At 62.1% G+C, this 19,414-nt stretch carries 17 protein-coding genes; 5 read left to right on the top strand and 12 right to left on the bottom strand.

Annotated elements, in window-relative coordinates; genetic code table 11:
- Nucleotides 1-128 precede the first annotated feature (128 nt).
- The 5 genes from J1G34_RS06905 to J1G34_RS06885 are packed head-to-tail and all read left to right on the top strand — an operon-like array spanning nt 129 to nt 5,687.
- A complete protein-coding gene (locus tag J1G34_RS06905; protein WP_065884295.1) occupies nt 129-1,778 on the top strand; it encodes an AMP-binding protein in 1,650 nt (549 codons plus the stop codon).
- A gap of 21 nt (nt 1,779-1,799) precedes the next feature.
- On the top strand, nt 1,800-2,567 hold the full coding sequence (locus tag J1G34_RS06900) for an SDR family NAD(P)-dependent oxidoreductase (protein WP_222993643.1): 768 nt from the start codon (nt 1,800-1,802) through the stop codon (nt 2,565-2,567).
- A 13-nt stretch (nt 2,568-2,580) separates the two neighbouring features.
- Nucleotides 2,581-3,765 (top strand): acetyl-CoA C-acyltransferase, encoded by a 1,185-nt coding sequence (locus J1G34_RS06895; protein WP_065897985.1) that lies wholly within the window; start codon nt 2,581-2,583, stop codon nt 3,763-3,765.
- A 9-nt stretch (nt 3,766-3,774) separates the two neighbouring features.
- Nucleotides 3,775-4,902 carry an acyl-CoA dehydrogenase gene (locus J1G34_RS06890; protein ID WP_122464185.1) on the top strand — a complete coding sequence of 376 codons (1,128 nt, stop codon included), beginning with the start codon at nt 3,775-3,777 and terminating at the stop codon, nt 4,900-4,902.
- 11 nt (nt 4,903-4,913) lie between these two features.
- Entirely contained in the window at nt 4,914-5,687 is a 774-nt protein-coding gene (locus J1G34_RS06885) for an enoyl-CoA hydratase (protein WP_122561857.1), read from the top strand.
- A gap of 524 nt (nt 5,688-6,211) precedes the next feature.
- On the opposite strand, the gene J1G34_RS06880 is transcribed toward J1G34_RS06885, so the two are convergent.
- The 12 genes from J1G34_RS06880 to arnC all read right to left on the bottom strand — a co-directional run bounded on the left by J1G34_RS06880 (nt 6,212) and on the right by arnC (nt 19,255).
- On the bottom strand, nt 6,212-7,363 hold the full coding sequence (locus J1G34_RS06880) for an acyl-CoA dehydrogenase family protein (protein ID WP_222993641.1): 1,152 nt from the start codon (nt 7,361-7,363) through the stop codon (nt 6,212-6,214).
- A gap of 3 nt (nt 7,364-7,366) precedes the next feature.
- A complete protein-coding gene (locus J1G34_RS06875; protein WP_222993639.1) occupies nt 7,367-8,470 on the bottom strand; it encodes an enoyl-CoA hydratase/isomerase family protein in 1,104 nt (367 codons plus the stop codon).
- Between the two features lie 131 nt (nt 8,471-8,601).
- Nucleotides 8,602-9,309, bottom strand: coding sequence for an HPP family protein (locus J1G34_RS06870; protein WP_222993637.1), 708 nt, complete (start codon nt 9,307-9,309; stop codon nt 8,602-8,604).
- 164 nt (nt 9,310-9,473) lie between these two features.
- Nucleotides 9,474-9,650, bottom strand: coding sequence for a hypothetical protein (locus J1G34_RS06865; protein WP_122464181.1), 177 nt, complete (start codon nt 9,648-9,650; stop codon nt 9,474-9,476).
- Between the two features lie 290 nt (nt 9,651-9,940).
- Entirely contained in the window at nt 9,941-11,563 is a 1,623-nt protein-coding gene (locus tag J1G34_RS06860; RefSeq protein WP_222993635.1) for an ArnT family glycosyltransferase, read from the bottom strand.
- 3 nt (nt 11,564-11,566) lie between these two features.
- A complete protein-coding gene (locus tag J1G34_RS06855) occupies nt 11,567-12,946 on the bottom strand; it encodes a UDP-glucose dehydrogenase family protein (protein WP_122561854.1) in 1,380 nt (459 codons plus the stop codon).
- The gene (gene arnF / locus J1G34_RS06850; protein ID WP_065935540.1) at nt 12,943-13,356 is read right to left on the bottom strand and encodes a 4-amino-4-deoxy-L-arabinose-phosphoundecaprenol flippase subunit ArnF; all 414 of its coding nucleotides are present in this window, start codon (nt 13,354-13,356) and stop codon (nt 12,943-12,945) included. Before arnF ends, J1G34_RS06855 begins: the two co-directional genes overlap by 4 nt.
- Nucleotides 13,353-13,700 carry a 4-amino-4-deoxy-L-arabinose-phosphoundecaprenol flippase subunit ArnE gene (gene arnE, locus J1G34_RS06845; RefSeq protein ID WP_065884306.1) on the bottom strand — a complete coding sequence of 116 codons (348 nt, stop codon included), beginning with the start codon at nt 13,698-13,700 and terminating at the stop codon, nt 13,353-13,355. Before arnE ends, arnF begins: the two co-directional genes overlap by 4 nt.
- A complete protein-coding gene (arnT, locus tag J1G34_RS06840; protein ID WP_222993633.1) occupies nt 13,697-15,352 on the bottom strand; it encodes a lipid IV(A) 4-amino-4-deoxy-L-arabinosyltransferase in 1,656 nt (551 codons plus the stop codon). The genes arnE and arnT overlap by 4 nt, the downstream gene beginning before the upstream one ends.
- A complete protein-coding gene (gene arnD, locus J1G34_RS06835) occupies nt 15,349-16,233 on the bottom strand; it encodes a 4-deoxy-4-formamido-L-arabinose-phosphoundecaprenol deformylase (RefSeq protein ID WP_222993631.1) in 885 nt (294 codons plus the stop codon). Before arnD ends, arnT begins: the two co-directional genes overlap by 4 nt.
- Nucleotides 16,233-18,224 (bottom strand): bifunctional UDP-4-amino-4-deoxy-L-arabinose formyltransferase/UDP-glucuronic acid oxidase ArnA, encoded by a 1,992-nt coding sequence (gene arnA, locus J1G34_RS06830; protein WP_122561853.1) that lies wholly within the window; start codon nt 18,222-18,224, stop codon nt 16,233-16,235. Before arnA ends, arnD begins: the two co-directional genes overlap by 1 nt.
- Complete coding sequence (arnC, locus tag J1G34_RS06825; RefSeq protein ID WP_065884310.1) at nt 18,221-19,255, bottom strand: undecaprenyl-phosphate 4-deoxy-4-formamido-L-arabinose transferase; 1,035 nt, start codon at nt 19,253-19,255, stop codon at nt 18,221-18,223. The genes arnA and arnC overlap by 4 nt, the downstream gene beginning before the upstream one ends.
- Nucleotides 19,256-19,414: the final 159 nt, after the last annotated feature.

Below are 19,414 nucleotides of genomic sequence, written 5' to 3'. Positions count from 1 at the left end.
GCCAAACCAGTCAGCCATGTTGGCGGCTTTGACCATTGCTGGTGGCAGCGCGGTGGAGCGACTATTTGCAGGCGATTGACCTGGTTTGGAAGTGTCCTTAAAACAAAAACACACAAGGAACCGAAGCGATGCGTGATTACCTGGCCGCCACTACCGAATTCGATTACCAGCACACCGTCGACATGACGCTGGCCGGCAACCTGCAGGCCCTCAACGCCTGTGTGGAATGCTGTGACCGTCATGCACTGCCCGGGCGTATTGCGCTGTTCTGGGAGGGCAAGGACGGGCGCAGCGCCACGGTCACCTTTACCGACTTGCAGGACCAGGCCGCACGCTTTGCCAATTTCCTGCTGGGGCAGGGCATCAAGCGCGGTGACAAAGTCGCCGGCTTGTTGCCGCGCACGGCCGAATTGCTGGTGGTGGTCCTGGCCACCTGGCGTATCGGCGCGGTCTATCAACCCTTGTTCACCGCGTTCGGGCCCAAGGCCATCGAGCATCGCCTGAACAGTTCCGGCGCCGCCCTGGTGGTCACCGATGCGGTAAATCGACCCAAGCTCGCGGACGTGGAGGGCTGCCCGACCATCGTGACGGTCACCGGGGCCAAAGGCGAAGGCCTGGTGCGCGGCGATTTCAGCTTCTGGGCCGAACTTCCCCATTATTCCAATACCTGCGAACCCGTACTGCTGGGGGCGGACGAGCCCTTTTTGCTGATGTTCACCTCGGGCACCACCGGCCCGTCCAAAGCCCTGTCGGTGCCGCTCAAGGCGATTGTCGCATTCCAGGCCTATACCCGCGACGCGGTGGACCTGCGCCCCGAAGACGCATTCTGGAACGTGGCCGATCCGGGCTGGGCCTACGGCATCTATTTTGGCGTGACCGGGCCGCTGTCCATGGGGCATCCGATTACCTTCTACGATGGTCCCTTTACCCTGGAAAGCACCTGCCGGGTCATCAACAAGTACGGCATCACCAACCTGACCGGCTCGCCCACCGCGTATAGACTATTGATTGCCGGCGGCGAGCAGTTCGCCCGTTCGATCAAGGGCCGGTTGCGCATCGTCAGCAGCGCCGGCGAGCCCTTGAACCCCGAGGTGATTCGCTGGTTTGCCGACAACCTCGGCGTGACCATTCACGACCACTACGGACAAACCGAGCTGGGCATGGTGCTGTGCAATCACCACGGCCTGGCGCATCCGGTGCATGTCGGCGCGGCGGGGTTCGCTTCGCCCGGGCACCGCATCGTGGTACTGGATGACAACCACCAGGAATTGCCTGCCGGTCAGCCCGGCATTCTCGCCATCGACCGTGAGCAATCGCCGATGTGCTGGTTCGCAGGCTACGACGGCGTGAAAACCAAAGCCTTTGTCGGCAAGTACTACCTCAGCGGCGATACCGTGGAGCTCAACCCGGACGGCAGTATCAGTTTTGTCGGGCGCAGTGATGACGTGATTACCACCTCCGGCTACCGCGTGGGGCCGTTCGACGTGGAAAGCGCGCTGGTCGAACACCCGGCCGTGATCGAAGCCGCCGTGGTCGGCAAACCTTGCCCGGAGCGCACCGAACTGGTGAAAGCCTTTGTGGTGATCAACGAGCAATACCGCGCCACCCCGGAACTCGCCGAAGAATTGCGCCTGCACGTGCGTCAACGCCTGGCGGCCCATGCGTATCCGCGGGAAATCGAATTCGTCAGCGACTTGCCCAAGACCCCCAGCGGCAAGCTGCAACGCTTCATCTTGCGTAATCAGGAAATCGCCAAGGCCCAGGCGGCCGTGGCGTGATCTTTTCAAAAGGAAACAGTGATGCAGATTGAAAACAAGGTATTCCTGGTCAGCGGCGGCGCTTCCGGTCTCGGCGCGGCCACCGCTGACATGCTGATCGCGGCGGGCGCCAAGGTCATGCTGGTGGACCTCAACGCCGACGCCGTTGCCGCCAAGGCCAGCCAGCTTGGCGACAACGCCCGCAGCGCCGTGGCGGACATCAGCCAGGAAGCGGCGGCCGAAGCCGCCGTACACGCCACGGTTGCCGCCTTTGGTGGTTTGCACGGGCTGGTCAACTGCGCCGGTGTGGTGCGTGGCGAGAAGATTCTCGGCAAGGACGGCCCGCACGGCCTGGCCAGTTTTGCCCAGGTGGTCAACGTCAACCTGATCGGCAGCTTCAACCTGTTGCGCCTGGCCGCTGCGGCCATCGCTGAAACCGATGCGGATGCCGATGGCGAACGCGGTGTCATCATCAATACCGCCTCGGTGGCGGCGTTCGACGGGCAGATCGGCCAGGCCGCGTATGCCGCCTCCAAGGGCGCGATTGCCAGCCTCACCTTGCCGGCCGCGCGCGAACTGGCACGGTTCGGTATCCGCGTGATGACCATCGCCCCCGGCATCTTCGAAACCCCGATGATGGCCGGCATGACCCCGCAGGTACGCGAGGCCCTGGCCGCCGGCGTGCCGTTCCCGCCACGCCTGGGCAAACCCGTCGAATATGCGGCCCTGGTGCGGCATATCATTGAAAACAGCATGCTCAATGGCGAGGTGATCCGTCTCGACGGCGCCTTGCGCATGGCAGCCAGGTAAGGAGGCATCATTCATGAATGACCCTATCGTTATTGTCAGCGCCGTGCGCACGCCCATGGGCGGGTTCCAGGGCGACCTCAAGGGCCTGACCGCACCGCAACTGGGTGCCGCCGCGATTCGTGCGGCGGTCGAGCGCGCCGGTATCGCCACCGACGCCGTCGACGAAGTGCTGTTTGGCTGTGTACTGCCCGCAGGCCTCGGCCAGGCGCCGGCACGCCAGGCAGCGCTGGGCGCCGGGCTGGACAAATCCACCCGTTGCACCACGCTCAACAAGATGTGCGGCTCGGGCATGCAAGCGACGATTATGGCTCACGATGCCTTGCGCGCCGGCAGTGTCGACGTGGTGATCGCCGGCGGCATGGAGAGCATGTCCAACGCGCCGTACCTGCTCGACCGCGCCCGCAGCGGCTATCGCATGGGGCACGGCAAGGTCCTCGACCACATGTTCCTCGACGGCCTGGAAGACGCCTACGACAAGGGCCGCCTGATGGGCACCTTTGCCGAAGACTGCGCTGAGCACAACGGGTTTACCCGCCAAGCCCAGGACGCCTTTGCGATTGCCTCCCTGACGCGCGCGCAGGAAGCCATCACCCACGGCAGTTTTGCCGCTGAAATCGTTCCGGTGCAGGTCACTGTCGGCAAAGAGCAGAAAACCATCCTGCATGACGAACAGCCGCCCAAGGCCAGGCTGGACAAGATCGCCAGCCTGAAGCCGGCCTTCCGCGAAGGCGGCACGGTCACCGCAGCCAACTCCAGCTCGATCTCCGATGGCGCGGCGGCGCTGTTGCTGATGCGCGAATCCGAGGCAAGCAAGCGCGGCCTCAAACCCCTGGCGGTGATTCATGGGCATGCGGCGTTTGCCGATGAACCGGGGCTGTTTCCGGTGGCGCCTGTTGGGGCGATACGTAAGTTGATGGGCAAAACCGGCTGGAGCCTGGAGGATGTCGACCTGTTCGAGATCAATGAAGCGTTCGCGGTGGTCAGCCTGGTCACCATGAGCAAACTGGAAATTCCCCACGACAAGGTCAACGTGCACGGCGGCGCCTGTGCCCTGGGCCATCCGATCGGTGCCTCGGGTGCGCGCATCCTGGTGACGCTGCTCTCGGCCCTGCGCCAGAAAGGCCTCAAGCGCGGCGTTGCGGCGATCTGCATCGGCGGCGGTGAAGCCACGGCCATGGCCGTTGAATGCCTGTATTAAGGACTGACCATGCTGCCTAATGACGAACAACTGCAAATCAGCGACGCGGCCCGGCAATTTGCCCAGGAACGCTTGAAACCGTTCGCCGCCGAATGGGACCGCGACCATCGCTTTCCCCGGGAGGCCATCGGTGAGATGGCCGAACTGGGCTTTTTCGGCATGCTGGTGCCGGAACACTGGGGTGGCTGCGACACCGGTTACCTGGCCTACGCCATGGCCCTGGAAGAAATCGCCGCCGGCGATGGCGCCTGCTCGACCATCATGAGCGTGCACAACTCGGTGGGTTGCGTGCCGATCCTCAAGTTCGGCAATGACCAGCAGAAAGAACAGTTCCTCAAGCCCCTGGCCAGCGGGGCGATGCTTGGCGCCTTTGCGCTGACCGAACCCCAGGCCGGCTCCGACGCCAGCAGTCTTAAAACCCGCGCACGCCTTGAGGGCGATCATTACGTGCTCAACGGCTGCAAACAATTCATCACCTCGGGGCAGAACGCCGGTGTGGTGATTGTGTTTGCGGTCACCGACCCGGCGGCGGGCAAGCGTGGCATCAGTGCGTTTATCGTGCCCACCGATTCGCCGGGCTACAGCGTCGCGCGGGTCGAGGACAAGCTGGGGCAGCACGCCTCGGATACCTGCCAGATCCTGTTTGAAGACCTTAAGGTGCCGCTTGCCAACCGCCTGGGCGAGGAGGGCGAGGGCTACCGGATCGCCCTGGCCAACCTTGAAGGCGGGCGCGTAGGCATTGCCGCGCAATCGGTGGGCATGGCCCGTGCGGCGTTTGAAGCGGCCCGTGATTATGCCCGTGAGCGTGAAAGCTTCGGCAAGGCCCTGATCGAACACCAGGCCGTCGCCTTTCGCCTGGCGGACATGGCCACGCAGATTGCCGTGGCCCGGCAGATGGTGCACTACGCGGCAGCCCTGCGCGACAGCGGCAAGCCGGCCCTGGTCGAGGCGTCCATGGCCAAGCTGTTCGCCTCCGAAATGGCCGAGAAAGTCTGCTCTGCCGCCTTGCAAACCCTGGGCGGTTACGGTTATCTGAGCGACTTCCCCTTGGAGCGGATCTACCGCGATGTGCGGGTCTGCCAGATTTACGAAGGCACCAGCGATATCCAGCGTATGGTCATCTCACGCAATCTTTAAGGAGCCGATACATGAGTTACGAAACCATTTTGCTCGAAGTCCAGGGCCGCGTCGGGCTGATTACCCTCAACCGCCCGCAGGCGCTGAACGCCTTGAACGCCCAACTGGTCAGTGAGTTGAACCACGCGCTGGATGGCCTGGAAGCCGACCCGCAGATCGGCTGCATCGTGCTGACCGGCTCGAAGAAAGCCTTCGCCGCCGGCGCCGACATCAAGGAAATGGCCGAGCTGACTTACCCGCAGATCTACCTGGACGACCTGTTCAGCGACAGCGACCGCGTGGCCAACCGCCGCAAGCCGATCATTGCCGCCGTGAACGGTTTTGCCCTGGGTGGCGGCTGCGAACTGGCCCTGATGTGCGACTTTATTCTGGCCGGTGACGGCGCCAAATTCGGCCAGCCGGAGATCAACCTTGGCGTACTGCCTGGCATGGGCGGCACCCAGCGTCTTACGCGGGCGGTGGGCAAGGCCAAGGCCATGGAAATGTGCCTGACCGGGCGTTTTATCGACGCGGTGGAAGCAGAACGCTGCGGCATCGTCGCGCGCATCGTGCCCGCCGACGAACTGCTGGACGAAGCCTTGAAAGTCGCCACCCTGATCGCCGGTAAATCAGTGCCGATCAGCATGATGGTCAAGGAAAGCGTAAACCGCGCATTTGAAGTGAGCCTGTCCGAAGGCGTACGTTTCGAGCGCCGCGTATTCCATGCAGCGTTTGCGACCCAGGACCAGAAAGAGGGAATGGCAGCGTTCGTGGCCAAACGTACGCCCGCGTTCAAGGACAAATAACGAGATTCTCACATTCCATGGAGATCCAAATGTGGGAGGGGGCTTGCTCCCGATAGCGGTGTGACAGCAACCAGGATATTGACTGATCCACCGCCATCGGGGGCAAGCCCCCTCCCACAGTTTGCCCGCGGCGTGTCAGGCAGAGCGGGTGGTTCTGCATGATCGGCAGGCGCCGATATTCAATGCACATAATCCAGACTTCACAACACAGCAGATCCAATGTGGGAGGGGGCTTGCCCCCGATAGCGGTGTGACAGTCAACCAACATATTGACTGATCTACCGTCATCGGGGGCAAGCCCCCTCCCACAGTTTTGCCCACGGTGTGTCAGGCAGAGCGGGTGGTTCTGCATGATCGGCCAGGCGCCGATATTCAATGCACGTAATCCAGACTTCACAACACAGCAGATCCAATGTGGGAGGGGGCTTGCTCCCGATAGCGGTGTGACAGTCAACCAACATATTGACTGATCCGCCGCCATCGGGGGCAAGCCCCCTCCCACAGTTTTGCCCAAGGTGTGTCAGTTAGAGTTGGTAGTTCTTCAATTCGCGGGCAATCACCATTCGCTGAATCTCGCTGGTGCCTTCGTAAATCTGCGTGATCCGCGCATCCCGGTAGTAGCGTTCCACCGGGTAGTCTTCCAGATACCCATACCCACCATGAATCTGCATCGCCTTGGAGCAGACCTTTTCGGCCATTTCCGAGGCGAACAGCTTGGCCTGGGATGCTTCGGACAGGCATGGCTTGCCGGCGCTGCGCAGGCGCGCGGCGTGCAGGATCAACAGGCGTGCCGCGTTCAGCTGGGTTTGCATATCGGCCAGCAGGTTGGCCACGCTCTGGTGTTCGATAATCGCTTTGTCGAACTGCACCCTATCCCGGGCATAGGCCAGCGCCGCTTCAAAGGCGGCCCGCGCGATGCCCAGGGCCTGGGCGGCGATGCCGATACGTCCTCCCTCCAGGTTGGACAGGGCAATGGCCAGGCCTTTGCCGCGCTCGCCGAGCAGGTTGGCTTCGGGCACCGCGCATTGGTTGAAGGTGACGGCGCAGGTGTCCGACGCCCGAATGCCCATCTTGTGTTCAGTGCGGTCGACCACAAATCCCGGGGTGTCAGTGGGCACCAGGAACGCTGAAATGCCTTTCTTGCCCAGCTCCGGGTCGGTCACGGCAAACACAATGGCCAACTGGGCGCGCTTGCCGTTGCTGACAAACTGCTTGGCACCGTTGATCACCCACTGGCCGTCGCGCAGTTCGGCGCGGGTGCGCAGGTTGTGGGCTTCGGAGCCGGCCTGGGGCTCGGTCAGGCAGAAACAGCCGATGGCCTGGCCACTGGCAAGTGCGGCCAGCCAGGTGTGCTTCTGTGCCTCTGTGCCGTAGTTGAGGACCGGGCCGCAACCCACTGAATTATGGATACTCATCAAGGCGCCAGTAGCACCATCACCCGCAGAGATTTCCTCCACGGCCAGGGCATAGGCGACGTAATCCACGTAAGTGCCGCCCCATTCCTCCGGGACCACCATACCGAGCAGGCCCAACTCGCCCATCTTGGCCACCAGCGCATCGTCGATCCAGCCAGCCTTTTCCCAGGCCTGGGCATAGGGTGCGATTTCACCACGGGCAAAATCACGCGCCATGTCGCGGATCATCACTTGTTCTTCTGTGTATTCAAGATCTTGCATGGCTTATTTCTCAATCTGCGCGAAGTCACGGAAGAAGCTTTCGACATGGCTGGCGTCCAGCGCATGCACCGTTGGCGGATTCCACTGCGGTTTTTTGTCCTTATCGATGATCAAGGCGCGGACCCCTTCGATCAGGTCGCCACGGGCGAACCACTGGCGGTCCAGATGCAGCTCCAGGGCAAAGCACTGCTCCAACCGCAGGTGGCGCCCACGGCGCAACATCTGCAGGGTGACAGCCATGGCCAGGGGCGAGCGGGTCTGCATCAGGTCGGCGGTGGCCCGGCCCCAGTCGTGGCTGTCGGCGACGGTGACTTGCTGCAGTTGCTCGACAATGCTTGGCACGTCCGGCAGGGCGAAGAAATGGTCGATCGCCGGGCGCAAGGCCGCCAGCGGCGGATCGGGCAATTGCTGCACGGCCAGTTGGGCGAGCACGCCTTGCAGGTCCTTGAGGGGAGAATCGCGCCATTGCAGGCTATCGAGCCTTTGCGCAAGCTCGGTCAGTCGGGTGCTGTCCAGGTACCAATCCGCCAGGCCGCAGTACAAGGCGTCCGCCGCACGGATCTGCACGCCCGTGACGCCCAGGTAGATTCCCAGCTCCCCGGGGATGCGCGGCAGGAAGTAGCTGCCACCCACATCCGGGAAATACCCGATGGCCACTTCGGGCATGGCCAGGCGGCTGCGCTCGGTCACCACGCGCAGGTCGGCGCCTTGCACCAGGCCCATGCCGCCGCCGAGCACGAAGCCGTCCATCAATGCCAGTACGGGTTTGGGGTAGTGGTGGAGGATAAGGTCAAGCGCGTATTCCTCCACGAAGAAGTCTTCATGCAAGGTGTCGCCAGCCTTGAAGCTGTCGTACAGGGAACGGATATCGCCGCCGGCACAGAAGGCCTTGTCGCCGGAGCCTCGCAGCACAACGGCGTAGACCCGCGGGTCATCGGCCCAAGCCTGTAGCCGCGTTGTCATCAGCCGCACCATGTCCAGGGTGATGGCATTCAAACCGGCGGGGCGGTTGAGGGTGAGGTAACCGATATGGTTACGCACCTCACTCAGTACTTCCTGCTGCTGAATATCGGTGTGGCTTGCTTCGGGGGATACCTGAGCAGTCATCACTAACTCCCTGCTTTTATTGTTCTTTATCAAGATGTTCGGGGGCGAATCATCGCCTGATCGTACCAGCGCAAATTTGCCGCGTACAACCCGGAATCATGCAGGTCGTTGTTGCATTTATGCAGAGCGCGTCAAACCACGCGGCCGGCCAGGACCTCGCCGATGCTGCGGCGTCGCGCGTGGCCTTCGGCGTTATGGATCAATTCCTCCAGCGCCGTGGGCTCGACGTCGAAGAACTGCTCCATATCGGCCAGCGCCAGCTTGAGGTCGGCCGCCGTGATGGCCGGGTCGGGTGCGGGCGCACTGCCGATCACCACCGGCAGCGGTGCGGCAGGCGCCTTGGGGTAACGCGTGCGGGTGGCGTTATTGTAGGCCAGCGCGCACGTCAGCAGCGCACCGGCCCCGAGCATGACCGGTGCCAGCTCGTGCCAGCCGAGGGCGATGGAGGCCGGGTCGGCCAATACCAGCGTCATCGCCAGGCCACCGGCCGGCGGGTGCAGGCAGCGCAGCCAGCAGATCAGCACAACGGTCATGCCCGCCGCCAGGCAAGCGCTGCCCAGGGTGCGTCCCAACACGCGTGCCACGAGCAGCGCCACCACGGCCGCGCACAGGTAACTGCCCATGATCGACCAGGGTTGCGCCAGTGCCCCCGACGACACGGCGAACAGCAGCACCGCCGACGCTCCCAGTGGGCCCAGCAGATGCAGGGCGACTTCCATGCCAAACACTTGGCCACACACCCAGACACTGAACAGGGCGCCCAACGCCATGCCGATGGCGGCGCGGCTCCATTCAGCGGGACGGGTGTTGATGGCGGCAGGTAACCAGCGAGCGAGCATTGAAAAGGGTCCTGAAACGGGGGGCGAAAAAAAGGCTTGCCTGGTTTTCCCTGGAAAGCCTTGAACGTTCCAACGTTATTGGGGGAGGAACGCGTGCAGTGTGCCAACTGGGTTACAGCGACGCCAATGCATATTAATGAGGGTTGAATGCAAAAAAAATGTATTCAAGAGGCTTCGCCGAACGGTGTTCGAGCGGCACCCAAGGGCGATGGGGTGCTGATTTTGCCCAGCACAAGGCTATCGAGTTCTTCGTTGAACAAGCGTTTGTGCAGGTTCTCCTGCATACCTGGCTCGTCAGCCAGCGGGCCCTTCAACGCCACCAGTGCGTCGCGTAACCCCATCAGCCGATCCAGTCTCGGCGCCGCTACAGCCAGCCTATCCTCTCGCACGGCATTGACTCCTTGTTGTTATGCAGGTTCGCGACCAGCGTTGTGCCAGACATCGCCTGACGCAGGTGGTAAATAATTAATCCACTTGGCAAGCGAGTCTACAGTTGAGGTTCAGGCGTCGGAAGGCAAAGTGCACCGGCCCTTACGCAAAGCTCTGTAGGTGTTTTCTCGGTGATTTTGATGAAAAACACCCACGGTTTTGTGAGTTGGCGTTATTTCTTACGCGCTCTTTGGAAACACGCTCAGGGAGCGGTGTTTTTCTCCAGATGGAGCAACACATAAGGCGTCTTATCGAATGCCCCAGTGAGCGTCGGCGTGAGCAAACGCAAGTGCGGGTCAGTCAGGTTCTGGAAGTCCTCCTGGCTCATCACCAGCCAGGCCGGCGCCTGAATAGGCTGGAGTTCAACGGGCAATTGGGTAAACAGCGGGACCTTGTCGCAATTGAAGTTGACCATGAACTTGATGGCTTTTGCGTCTTTGCCCAATGCATGCAACACCAGCGGTGCCGGTTGTTGCAGGATCTGCTCCTTGGCCGCCAGCGTGAACGTGCGGGTGTCGTAAAGGCTGCGCTCCAGGGGTTCGACCACTGAGATGTAAGTCGTCCAGACCGCCGCCACCGCAACGAAAGCCGGCCCGACCGCGCGCAGTCGCGCCTTGAACAGTGCCAGCACCGCCAGCCCCTGCAGTACCGCCAGCAGTCCGAACATCAGCCCCAGATCGGCCAGCAGTTCCGGGTAGCGGCGTCGCGCCGCGATCAGGCCGACCGCCAACAGCGCAGGTAGCAGCGTCCACAGCACCAGCATCAAACCGCGCAACCCGCTGAACAGTCGGCCCTGAGCGACCTGGAACGGATACGCAGCAATGATCGCGGCCATTGGCAGCATCGGCAGGATATAACGTGCCTTTTTCGCCTGGGGCACCGACAAGCCAAGCATCACCAAGGCACCGGCCGCCGCGCAGTACAGCACCAGCTTCAACGCGGGGTCTGCGGCTCGGCGACCGCCGCTCATCACGGCCAGCAAGACCAGAAGCGCCACCGGGTAGGCCAGTGCGTAGTTGCCCAGGGAGCTGGTGAAGTAATACAGCACGCCGCCGGAGCCTTCGCTGCCATCCATGCGCCCCAGAAATTGCATGCGAATCACTTCATGCAGGAAGTCTTCGCCACCGCTGAGCTTGGCCAGCAACAGCAACAGGCCGATACACGCCGCCAGCAACGCCAGCGCCAACAGCCCGAAGCTGAACAATTGCCGCCATTGACGGTTGATCAGGTAATAGCTGCACAGCACTCCGGTAGGGATGACCAGACCAATCGGCCCGCGAATCGCAAAACCGAGCATCAACAGCGCAAACACCCAGTGCAGGCGCTTGGCGGCAGAGAAATGATCATGGGCATAACCCAGGTAAAACACTGCCAGCGTCACCGCCGCCAGCATCTGGTCCAGGGAGACGGCGCGGGTTTCGCTGATAAAGGTGCTGCTGAGCAGCAACATGGCGATGCTCAGCACGCCCCAGCGCTGGGAGTAGGGCGCGGTGAGTCGATACACCAGCACCACGATGCACGCCGAGGCGACAGCACTGGGCAGCCAGGCCGTGAGGCTGGTGACCTCGCCCAATGGCAGGGACAACAACCAGGTCAGCAGGGTCGAGGTGGCCAGGTAGTCTGCATACGGCTGGCCGTAGGTGGTGGGGAAAAAGCTCGGGCCATGGCGCAGCATCTCCTGGGCAAATACCACGAAGCGCGAGTCGAAGCCGATAATTGCCTGGTGCCAGTTGCCGGCGATGAATAGCACCAGTGCCAGAAGCCCCAAACCCAGTGACTGTAGACGGATTGTCGGATTGAGCAGGGGCGGGTGCGCATTGTTCACTTATCAGCCTGCCTTGGCCTGTGGCATCCAGTTTTGCTGGGGGATCGGCAAGTCGCAGGAGTCACCACGGCCGATAGGGAAGTACTTGAAGCCCTTTCGCGTCAGGCGCTCGCCGTCGTACAGATTGCGCCCGTCGAAGATCACCGGGGTTTTCAGGCGCTGGTGGATCAGGTCGAAGTCCGGCGCCTTGAATTGCTGCCACTCGGTGCAGACGATCAGCGCATCGGCGCCGCCCAGGGTGGACTCCGGCGTGCCCATCAGCATCAAGCGCGGGTCATCGCCATAGATGCGCTGGGTTTCCTGCATGGCTTCGGGGTCGAAGGCACGTACGTTGGCGCCGGCCTCCCAGAGCGCTTCCATGAGCACGCGGCTCGGCGCGTCGCGCATGTCGTCGGTATTGGGTTTGAAGGCCAGGCCCCACAAGGCGAACGTCTTGCCGCGCAGGTCCCCCTTGAAGAACGCGTTGATGCGCTCGTACAGCTTGCCTTTCTGACGCTGGTTGATTGCTTCCACGGCTTCGAGCAGGTCGCTGGAGCAGTTGGCCTGCTTGGCGCTGTGGATCAGGGCGCGCATGTCTTTGGGAAAGCATGAGCCGCCATAGCCGCAACCTGGATAAATGAAGTGGTAGCCGATGCGCGAGTCGGCACCAATGCCCAGGCGCACGGCTTCGATGTCGGCGCCCAGGTGTTCGGCCAGTTCGGCGATCTGGTTGATGAAGCTGATCTTGGTGGCGAGCATGCAGTTTGCGGCGTACTTGGTCAGTTCGGCGCTGCGCAGGTCCATGAAGATGATGCGGTCATGGTTGCGGTTGAACGGCGCGTACAGTTCGCGCATCACCTCACGCACTTCTTCGCGCTCGCAGCCGATGATAATGCGGTCCGGGCGGCGGCAGTCGGCCACGGCCGAGCCTTCCTTGAGAAATTCCGGATTGGAGACGATATCGAATTGCAGCTCACGGCCGGCGGCGCGCAGGTTCTTGCGGATGTGGTCGCGCAGGGTATCGCCGGTGCCCACCGGCACGGTGGATTTTTCCACCAGGATCACCGGTGCCACGCGATGGCGGGCGACTGCATCACCCACCGACAGCACATATTTGAGATCGGCCGAACCGTCTTCGTCCGACGGCGTGCCCACCGCAATGAACAGCACTTCACCATGCTCGACGGCAAGTTTTTCGTCGTAGGTGAAATGCAGGCGTCCGCTTTCCAGGTTTTCCTTGACCATGGCCGCCAGGCCGGGCTCGAAGATGGTCACGTGGCCCTTCTGCAGCGACTCGACCTTGCGCTGGTCAACGTCCATGCAAATAACATCGTGACCGACTTCGGCTAATACCGTGGCCTGTACCAGGCCGACGTAACCACTACCAAATACACTGATTTTCATGGGGTATTCCTGGGACTTGAGGTGCTAGCACGACGAGAGTTGATGACCAGTACGCCGAGGATGACCAACGCCACCCCCAGGGTTTTCGAAAGCGAAAAGTGTTCGTTGAAGACCGGCAGGCAGGCCGCCAGCAGGTACACCAGCGCGTAGCTGATGCTGAGCAGTGAATACGCACGCCCGAGGGGCAGGTGCTTCAGCGCGCCGAGCCAGCAGAGCATCGACAGCGCATAAGCGATGATCGCCAGGATCACCACGCAAAGAGCGCTGGGGTCGATGCTGCCGGTGCTCAAGGCGTTCGGCCACTGATCCGGCAGCGGCAGCCGCGTCATGCTCCAGCGCATGCCCAATTGGGCGGCGCTGACCAGGCCGACGCTGCCCAGGGCCAGGGCGAAACCACGTGTCCGGCTCATACCTGGCGCCCCAACAGCACGACACCCGCGATGACCAGCACTACGCCCAGCCAGTGGCGGCCATCGATGGGCTCGGCAAACACAAAGCGCGCCATCAGCGTGACCAACACAAAATTCAGGCTGAGCATCGGGTAGGCAATGCCCACTTCCAGGCGCTGCAGCACCAGCAACCACACCAGCAAGCCGAGGCCCAGGCACACCAGCGCCGACCACAACCAGGGTGAGCGCAACTTCAGCGCCCAACCGTCGGGCACGTCACGCCAGCTTTCCACGGCAAACTTCTGCGAGACCTGGCCCATGCAGGTGAGCAGGCAGGCCGTGAGCAATAGAAGCAAGGTAATCATGGCGCGACCTGCGGGAAAATCAGAATCACGATATTGCCTTGGGCATACCGCTGGCCGTCCGGAGGCAGCAGTGCGAGTTCTTCCTTCTCGCCCTGGCTGTTGACGCGCATCACCACGCCCACCGCACCGCTGCGGCGGGTTTGCGCCATCCAGGCCTGGATTTGATTGCGGTCAACCAGGCGCTGGGCGGTATCGGCGTAGGCCAGCCCGTATTTCACCTCGCCAGAGGTGTTGTAGAGGGTGATGTCGGGCCGTTTCAGCCGCCAGGCCAGCGCTGCGGACGCACCCAGGTCGTTGCTCAACAGCGCAACGGAGGGCTTGAGTTCTTCGGCGTGATCGATGATGAACTGGTCCGGCGTCTTGTTATAAACCACCGAATGGGGCAGGGCGGCGGGCAACAAGACCACCAGCAAGCCACTGCCGATCAGCGGCGCGGCCCACAGTTTCACCGGGCGTACTGCCTGCAGCAGGTTGGCCAGGATCCAGCCGAACACGCCGATAAATACCAGCACCAGGCTGAGGGTTTCCTCACCGGGTTCGTACAGCGGCTTCTTCCATTGGAACCAGATGAGCGCCAACAGCACGAGCACACCGATCGCCAGGTTCAACCAACCGTTGATGCGCAATACGCGGCCCCGGCCTTGAGCGAGCTTGTCACTCAACGTTGAACCCATCAGCAATGCCAGGGGCAGCAGGCACGGCATGATGTAGGAGGGCAGCTTGCCCTTGGCCAGACTGAAGAATGCCAGGGGCATCAGCAGCCACAGCAGCAGGAACGCGGTTTTCGGCAGGCGCTTGTCCGACCATGCCTGCTTGAGCGTGGACGGCAACAGCGCAACCCACGGCAACGTGAAAGCGATCAGCAACGGCAGGTAGTACCAGAACGGTTCGGCATGCTGGGCATCTGCACCGGCGAAGCGCTGGATATGCTCATGCCAGAAGAAGAAGTGCCAGTAATCCGGCTCTTGCAGGTGCACGGCCAATGCCCAGGGCAAGCTGATCAGGATCGCCACGGCCACGGCCACCGGGCCGAATTTGAACAGTTCAACCGAGCGCTTCTGCCAGAGCGCGTAGGGCAGGGCGATCAATACCGGCAGCAGCCACGCCAGAAAGCCTTTGGTCATGAAGCCCATGCCGCAGGCCAGGCCCAACAAGGCCCAAGCCCCCAGTCGAGCACGACGGGTAGTGCTGTCGAAGCAGAACCACAAGGCAGCGCCGGTCAGGTTGACCCAGAACGTGAATTGAGGGTCCAGGTTGGCGTAGCCACCCAGCATCGCCACGCTGACGAAACTCATGTACAGCACGCAGCTGACCAGGCTTTTTTGCGGGTCGTTCCACAAGCGGCGTGATACCAGATAAACCAGCAGAATGCTCAGCCCGGTGCTCAAGGCCGAGGCAAAACGCACTCCGAACAGGTTCTGCCCGAAGATCGCCTGGCCCAGCGCAATCATCCAGTAGCCGGCGGCGGGTTTTTCGAAGTAGCGAATGCCCATGAAGTGCGGCGCGGCCCACTTGCCGGTGAGCAGCATTTCCTGGCTGATCTGCGCATAGCGGGTTTCATCGGGAATCCACAGCCCGTGGGTCGCCAGCGGTAACAGGTAAACCACCCCGAACGCCAACAAAAGCAGGGGCAATGCCCAGCGACGGATCATGCCTGCTGTACTCCAAGCCAGCCCTCGCGGCCGCTCAATGCGCCACGCACCAACTGTTGCTGGGGCAGGGTGGTCACATCTGCAGGCAGCAGCTCGCCCAGGGGTTTGAAGTCGATGCCGCGCTGCCCTGCCTGGGCGAGCAACTGGCGAAAATCATTGGCCATCAGAATCCCTTCTACTTCTGCGTGGATCGTGTAGACGTTCAGCGTCGAGGCGCTGAACCGATCCAGGATGAAACGGTTGAAGTCTATGGCAGCCACCACCGGCCCGACGACTTCGTCGAAGGTCGGCAGGTCCACCGGAATTTGTGGGGTGCCCGCGCTGCCATCGGCCAGGGTCGGTCGAAACAGGCTGGTGCCCCGGCAATCGCTGTTGTAGCGAAAATTGAAGGCTTGTTTGGCTTGCACCACACGTTCGTCGGCGCGCCAACCGGCGGCCGCCGAACAGTCGATACGCTCGCCAAGGATGTCGCTCAGGGTGTCCACGCCGCGCCGGATCTGCTCGACCAGCTGTGCGTCGCTCCAGCGCCCGGTATTGGCCTGCCAGCCATGGTGATCCCAGGCGTGCAGGCCGACTTCATGCCCGGCGGCCTTGGCCTGGCGCATCAGATGCCCCAGGTCGCGGCCAATCGGTTTGCCCGGCCAGGCGGTGCCGGCCAGCAAAATGTCCCAGCCATACAGGCCGGCGGCATTGGAACGGAGCATTTTCCACAGGAACTGCGGGCGGATCAGGCGCCACAAGTGGCGCCCCATATTGTCCGGCCCGACGCTGAAGAAAAACGTCGCCTTGACCCCGGCTTCGTCCAGGGACTCGAGCAGCCGCGGCACACCATCACGGGTGCCACGGTAGGTGTCGACGTCGATGCGAAGACCTGCCTGCATTACTTTTTATCCGCTATTTCAAGCATGGCTTCACGCAGGAAGAAATCCAGCGTGTTGCCGATGGTTTCGCTCATCTCCACGGTCGGCTCCCAGTTCAGCAGGCGCTTGGCGTTGTCGATGCTAGGCTTGCGGTGGGCCACGTCCTGGTAACCGGTGCCGTAGAACGCCTTGCTCTCCACGTCGCGGAAACCGGCGAACGGTGGGAAGTTGTGGCGCAGCGGGTGCGCTTCGAACTGACGCAGCAGCTCTTCGCCCAACTGGCGGATGCTGGCTTCGTTTTCCGGGTTGCCGATGTTGATGATCTGGCCGTCGCAGACACCGTTTTCGTTATCGATTATGCGCGCCAGGGCTTCGATGCCGTCGGCGATGTCGGTGAAGCAACGCTTCTGCTCGCCACCGTCGAACAGGCGGATCGGCGTGCCTTCCACCAGGTTCAGGATCAATTGGGTGATGGCACGGGAGCTGCCGATACGCGCCGAGTCCAGGCGATCAAGGCGCGGGCCCATCCAGTTGAACGGACGGAACAGGGTGAATTTCAGCCCCTTGTCGCCGTAGGCCCAGATCACGCGGTCGAGCAGTTGCTTGGAGACCGAGTAGATCCAGCGTTGCTTGTTGACCGGGCCGACCACCAGGTTGGAGGTGTCTTCGTCGAAGTACTGGTCCTGGCACATGCCATAGACTTCGGAAGTCGATGGGAAGATCACGCGCTTGTTGTACTTGACGCAGTAACGCACCAGCTTGAGGTTTTCTTCGAAATCCAGCTCGAACACGCGCAGCGGGTTGCGGGTGTATTCGATCGGGGTGGCGATGGCCACCAGGGGCAGCACCACGTCGCACTTCTTGATGTGGTACTCGATCCACTCGGTGTGGATGCTGATATCGCCTTCCACATAGTGGAAGTTGGGGTGGCTGCGCAGGCGCTCGATGGCGTCGGAGCCGATGTCCAGGCCGTAGACTTCGTAACGGTCGTCGCGCAGCAGGCGCTCGGACAGGTGGTTACCGATAAAGCCGTTCACCCCCAGGATCAGCACGCGGGTACGGCGTGGCTTGCGGCCCGACTCGGCGCCGCGCAGCACGGAGCCGTCCACCAGGCCCAGTTCATCGGCCAGGGAAGGACCGGTCAGGTACAGGCCGTTGTCGTTGCGCTGGCCGAACTTGACCACCAGTGAGTCTTCGCCACAGGCAATGCGCAGCGGGTTGACGCTGATTACGCGGCCCGGCGCCAAACCTTCGTTGCCTTTGACCACCTCGGCCTGCCACACGATGAGTTTGTGCTCGCCGACCGCGCAAAAGGCACCGGGGTAAGGCTGCGTCACGGCGCGGACCAGGTTGAACAGTTGTTCGGCGGGGTTTTTCCAGTCGATCTTGCCATCGGCGGCGGTACGGCGACCGAAGCAGGTCGCCTGGCTTTCGTCCTGGGCCGTTTCGCTCAGTTTGCCCAGCGCCAGTTGCGGCAGGGCGTCGCGCAGCAGGTTGCTGGCGGCATCACGCAGTTTGGCGTGCAGGCTCAGGCCGGTGTCGCTGCGCTCGATGCTGACTTTCTGCTGGGCCAGGATCGCACCGGCATCGGCACGCTTGACCATGCGGTGCAGGGTCACGCCGGTTTCGGTTTCACCGTTGACCAGCACCCAGTTGGCCGGTGCGCGGCCACGGTATTTGGGCAGCAGCGAACCATGCAGGTTGAACGCGCCGTGGCGGGCGGTGGCCAGCAGGGGCTCGCTCAACAGGTTGCGGTAGTAGAAGGAGAAGATGAAATCCGGGTTCAGCTTGGCGATGCGCTCGACCCACAGCGGGTGGTTGGCGTCTTCCGGGGCGTGCACCGGGATACCGTTGCGGGCACACAGCTGGGCGACGGAGCCGTAGAAGTTGTTTTCCTTGGGGTCATCGGCATGGGTGAACACCGCAGCGATGTCGTAACCCGCATCGAGCAGGGCTTCAATACCGGCACAGCCAATATCGTGGTAGGCGAAGACAACGGCTTTTGAACTCATGACTGGACCTGATCGGAAGTAGAAGTAGAAGTATGGGAAGACACCAGGCCATCAACGACGACCACTGGAGCCGGTGCTGCCGGTTGGTTGCGCAGCACTTTTTCAATGAAGAAACGCGGGCGGGCCCGCACATCGCTGTACATGCGGCCCAGGTATTCACCCAGCAGGCCCATGCCGATGAACTGGCCACCGGTGAACACGAAGAGCACGGCAAACAGCACGAACAGGCCGTCACCCGCCCAGCCGGCACCGAAGGCCAGGCGCATGACGATCAGCGCAATGGCAAACAGCACGCCCAGCGCCGCCAGGCTGAAACCGACGATGGACAGCAGGCGCAATGGCGTGGTGGTCATGCAGGTGAGCAGGTCGAACATCAGGCTGATCAGGCGCATGGCGCTGTATTTGGATTCGCCGTGTTCACGCTCGGCGTGGTGCACCAGGATTTCCGTGGTGTGACGGGCAAAGCCGTTGGCCAGGATCGGGATAAAGGTGCTGCGCTCGCGGCAGGCAAGCATCGCGTCGACAATGGTGCGGCGGTAGGCGCGCAGCATGCAGCCGTAGTCAGTCATGGCCACGCCGGTGGAGCGCTGCACGGCCAGGTTGATCAGGCGCGAAGGCCAGCGACGGAACGCCGAATCCTGGCGATTGTTACGCACCGTGGCGACCACGTCGTAGCCCAGGGCGGCTTGTTCCACCAGGCGCGGGATTTCTTCCGGCGGGTTTTGCAGGTCGGCGTCGAGGGTAATCACCACTTCGCCCCGGCACTGCTCGAAACCGGCCATGATTGCCGCATGCTGGCCGTAGTTGCGGTTGAGGATCACCGCGACCACGTTGCTGCCATCTTCGGCGGCGGCGTCTTCGAGCAACTGCGCCGAATCGTCGCGGCTACCGTCATCCACCAGGATTATTTCGTATTCGTAAGCCAACTGTTTGCAGGCGGCCGTGGTGCGGCGCAGCAATTCGGGCAGGCTCTCTTGCTCGTTATAGACCGGAATAACGATCGATACGCAATGAATAGGGTAGGGTTTCAAAGATTCAAGACCTCGGCTGGAGCAACTTGGAGCGCGAAAAACAGCAGCGTTTATTGGGCGAAACTACAGCCCGCAGATGACAAAGCGGCGATAAAGATAAAGCGTAATCAACAGCTTAGTCGATTAACCCCGGATTGCTCTGAAGTGTTGCATACAAGG

Origin of the sequence: Pseudomonas sp. Wu6 (assembly GCF_019891515.1) — a bacterium.
In the GTDB taxonomy this organism is placed as follows: Bacteria; Pseudomonadota; Gammaproteobacteria; order Pseudomonadales; family Pseudomonadaceae; genus Aquipseudomonas; species Aquipseudomonas orientalis_A.
This window is presented reverse-complemented; position numbering and strand designations above follow the sequence as displayed.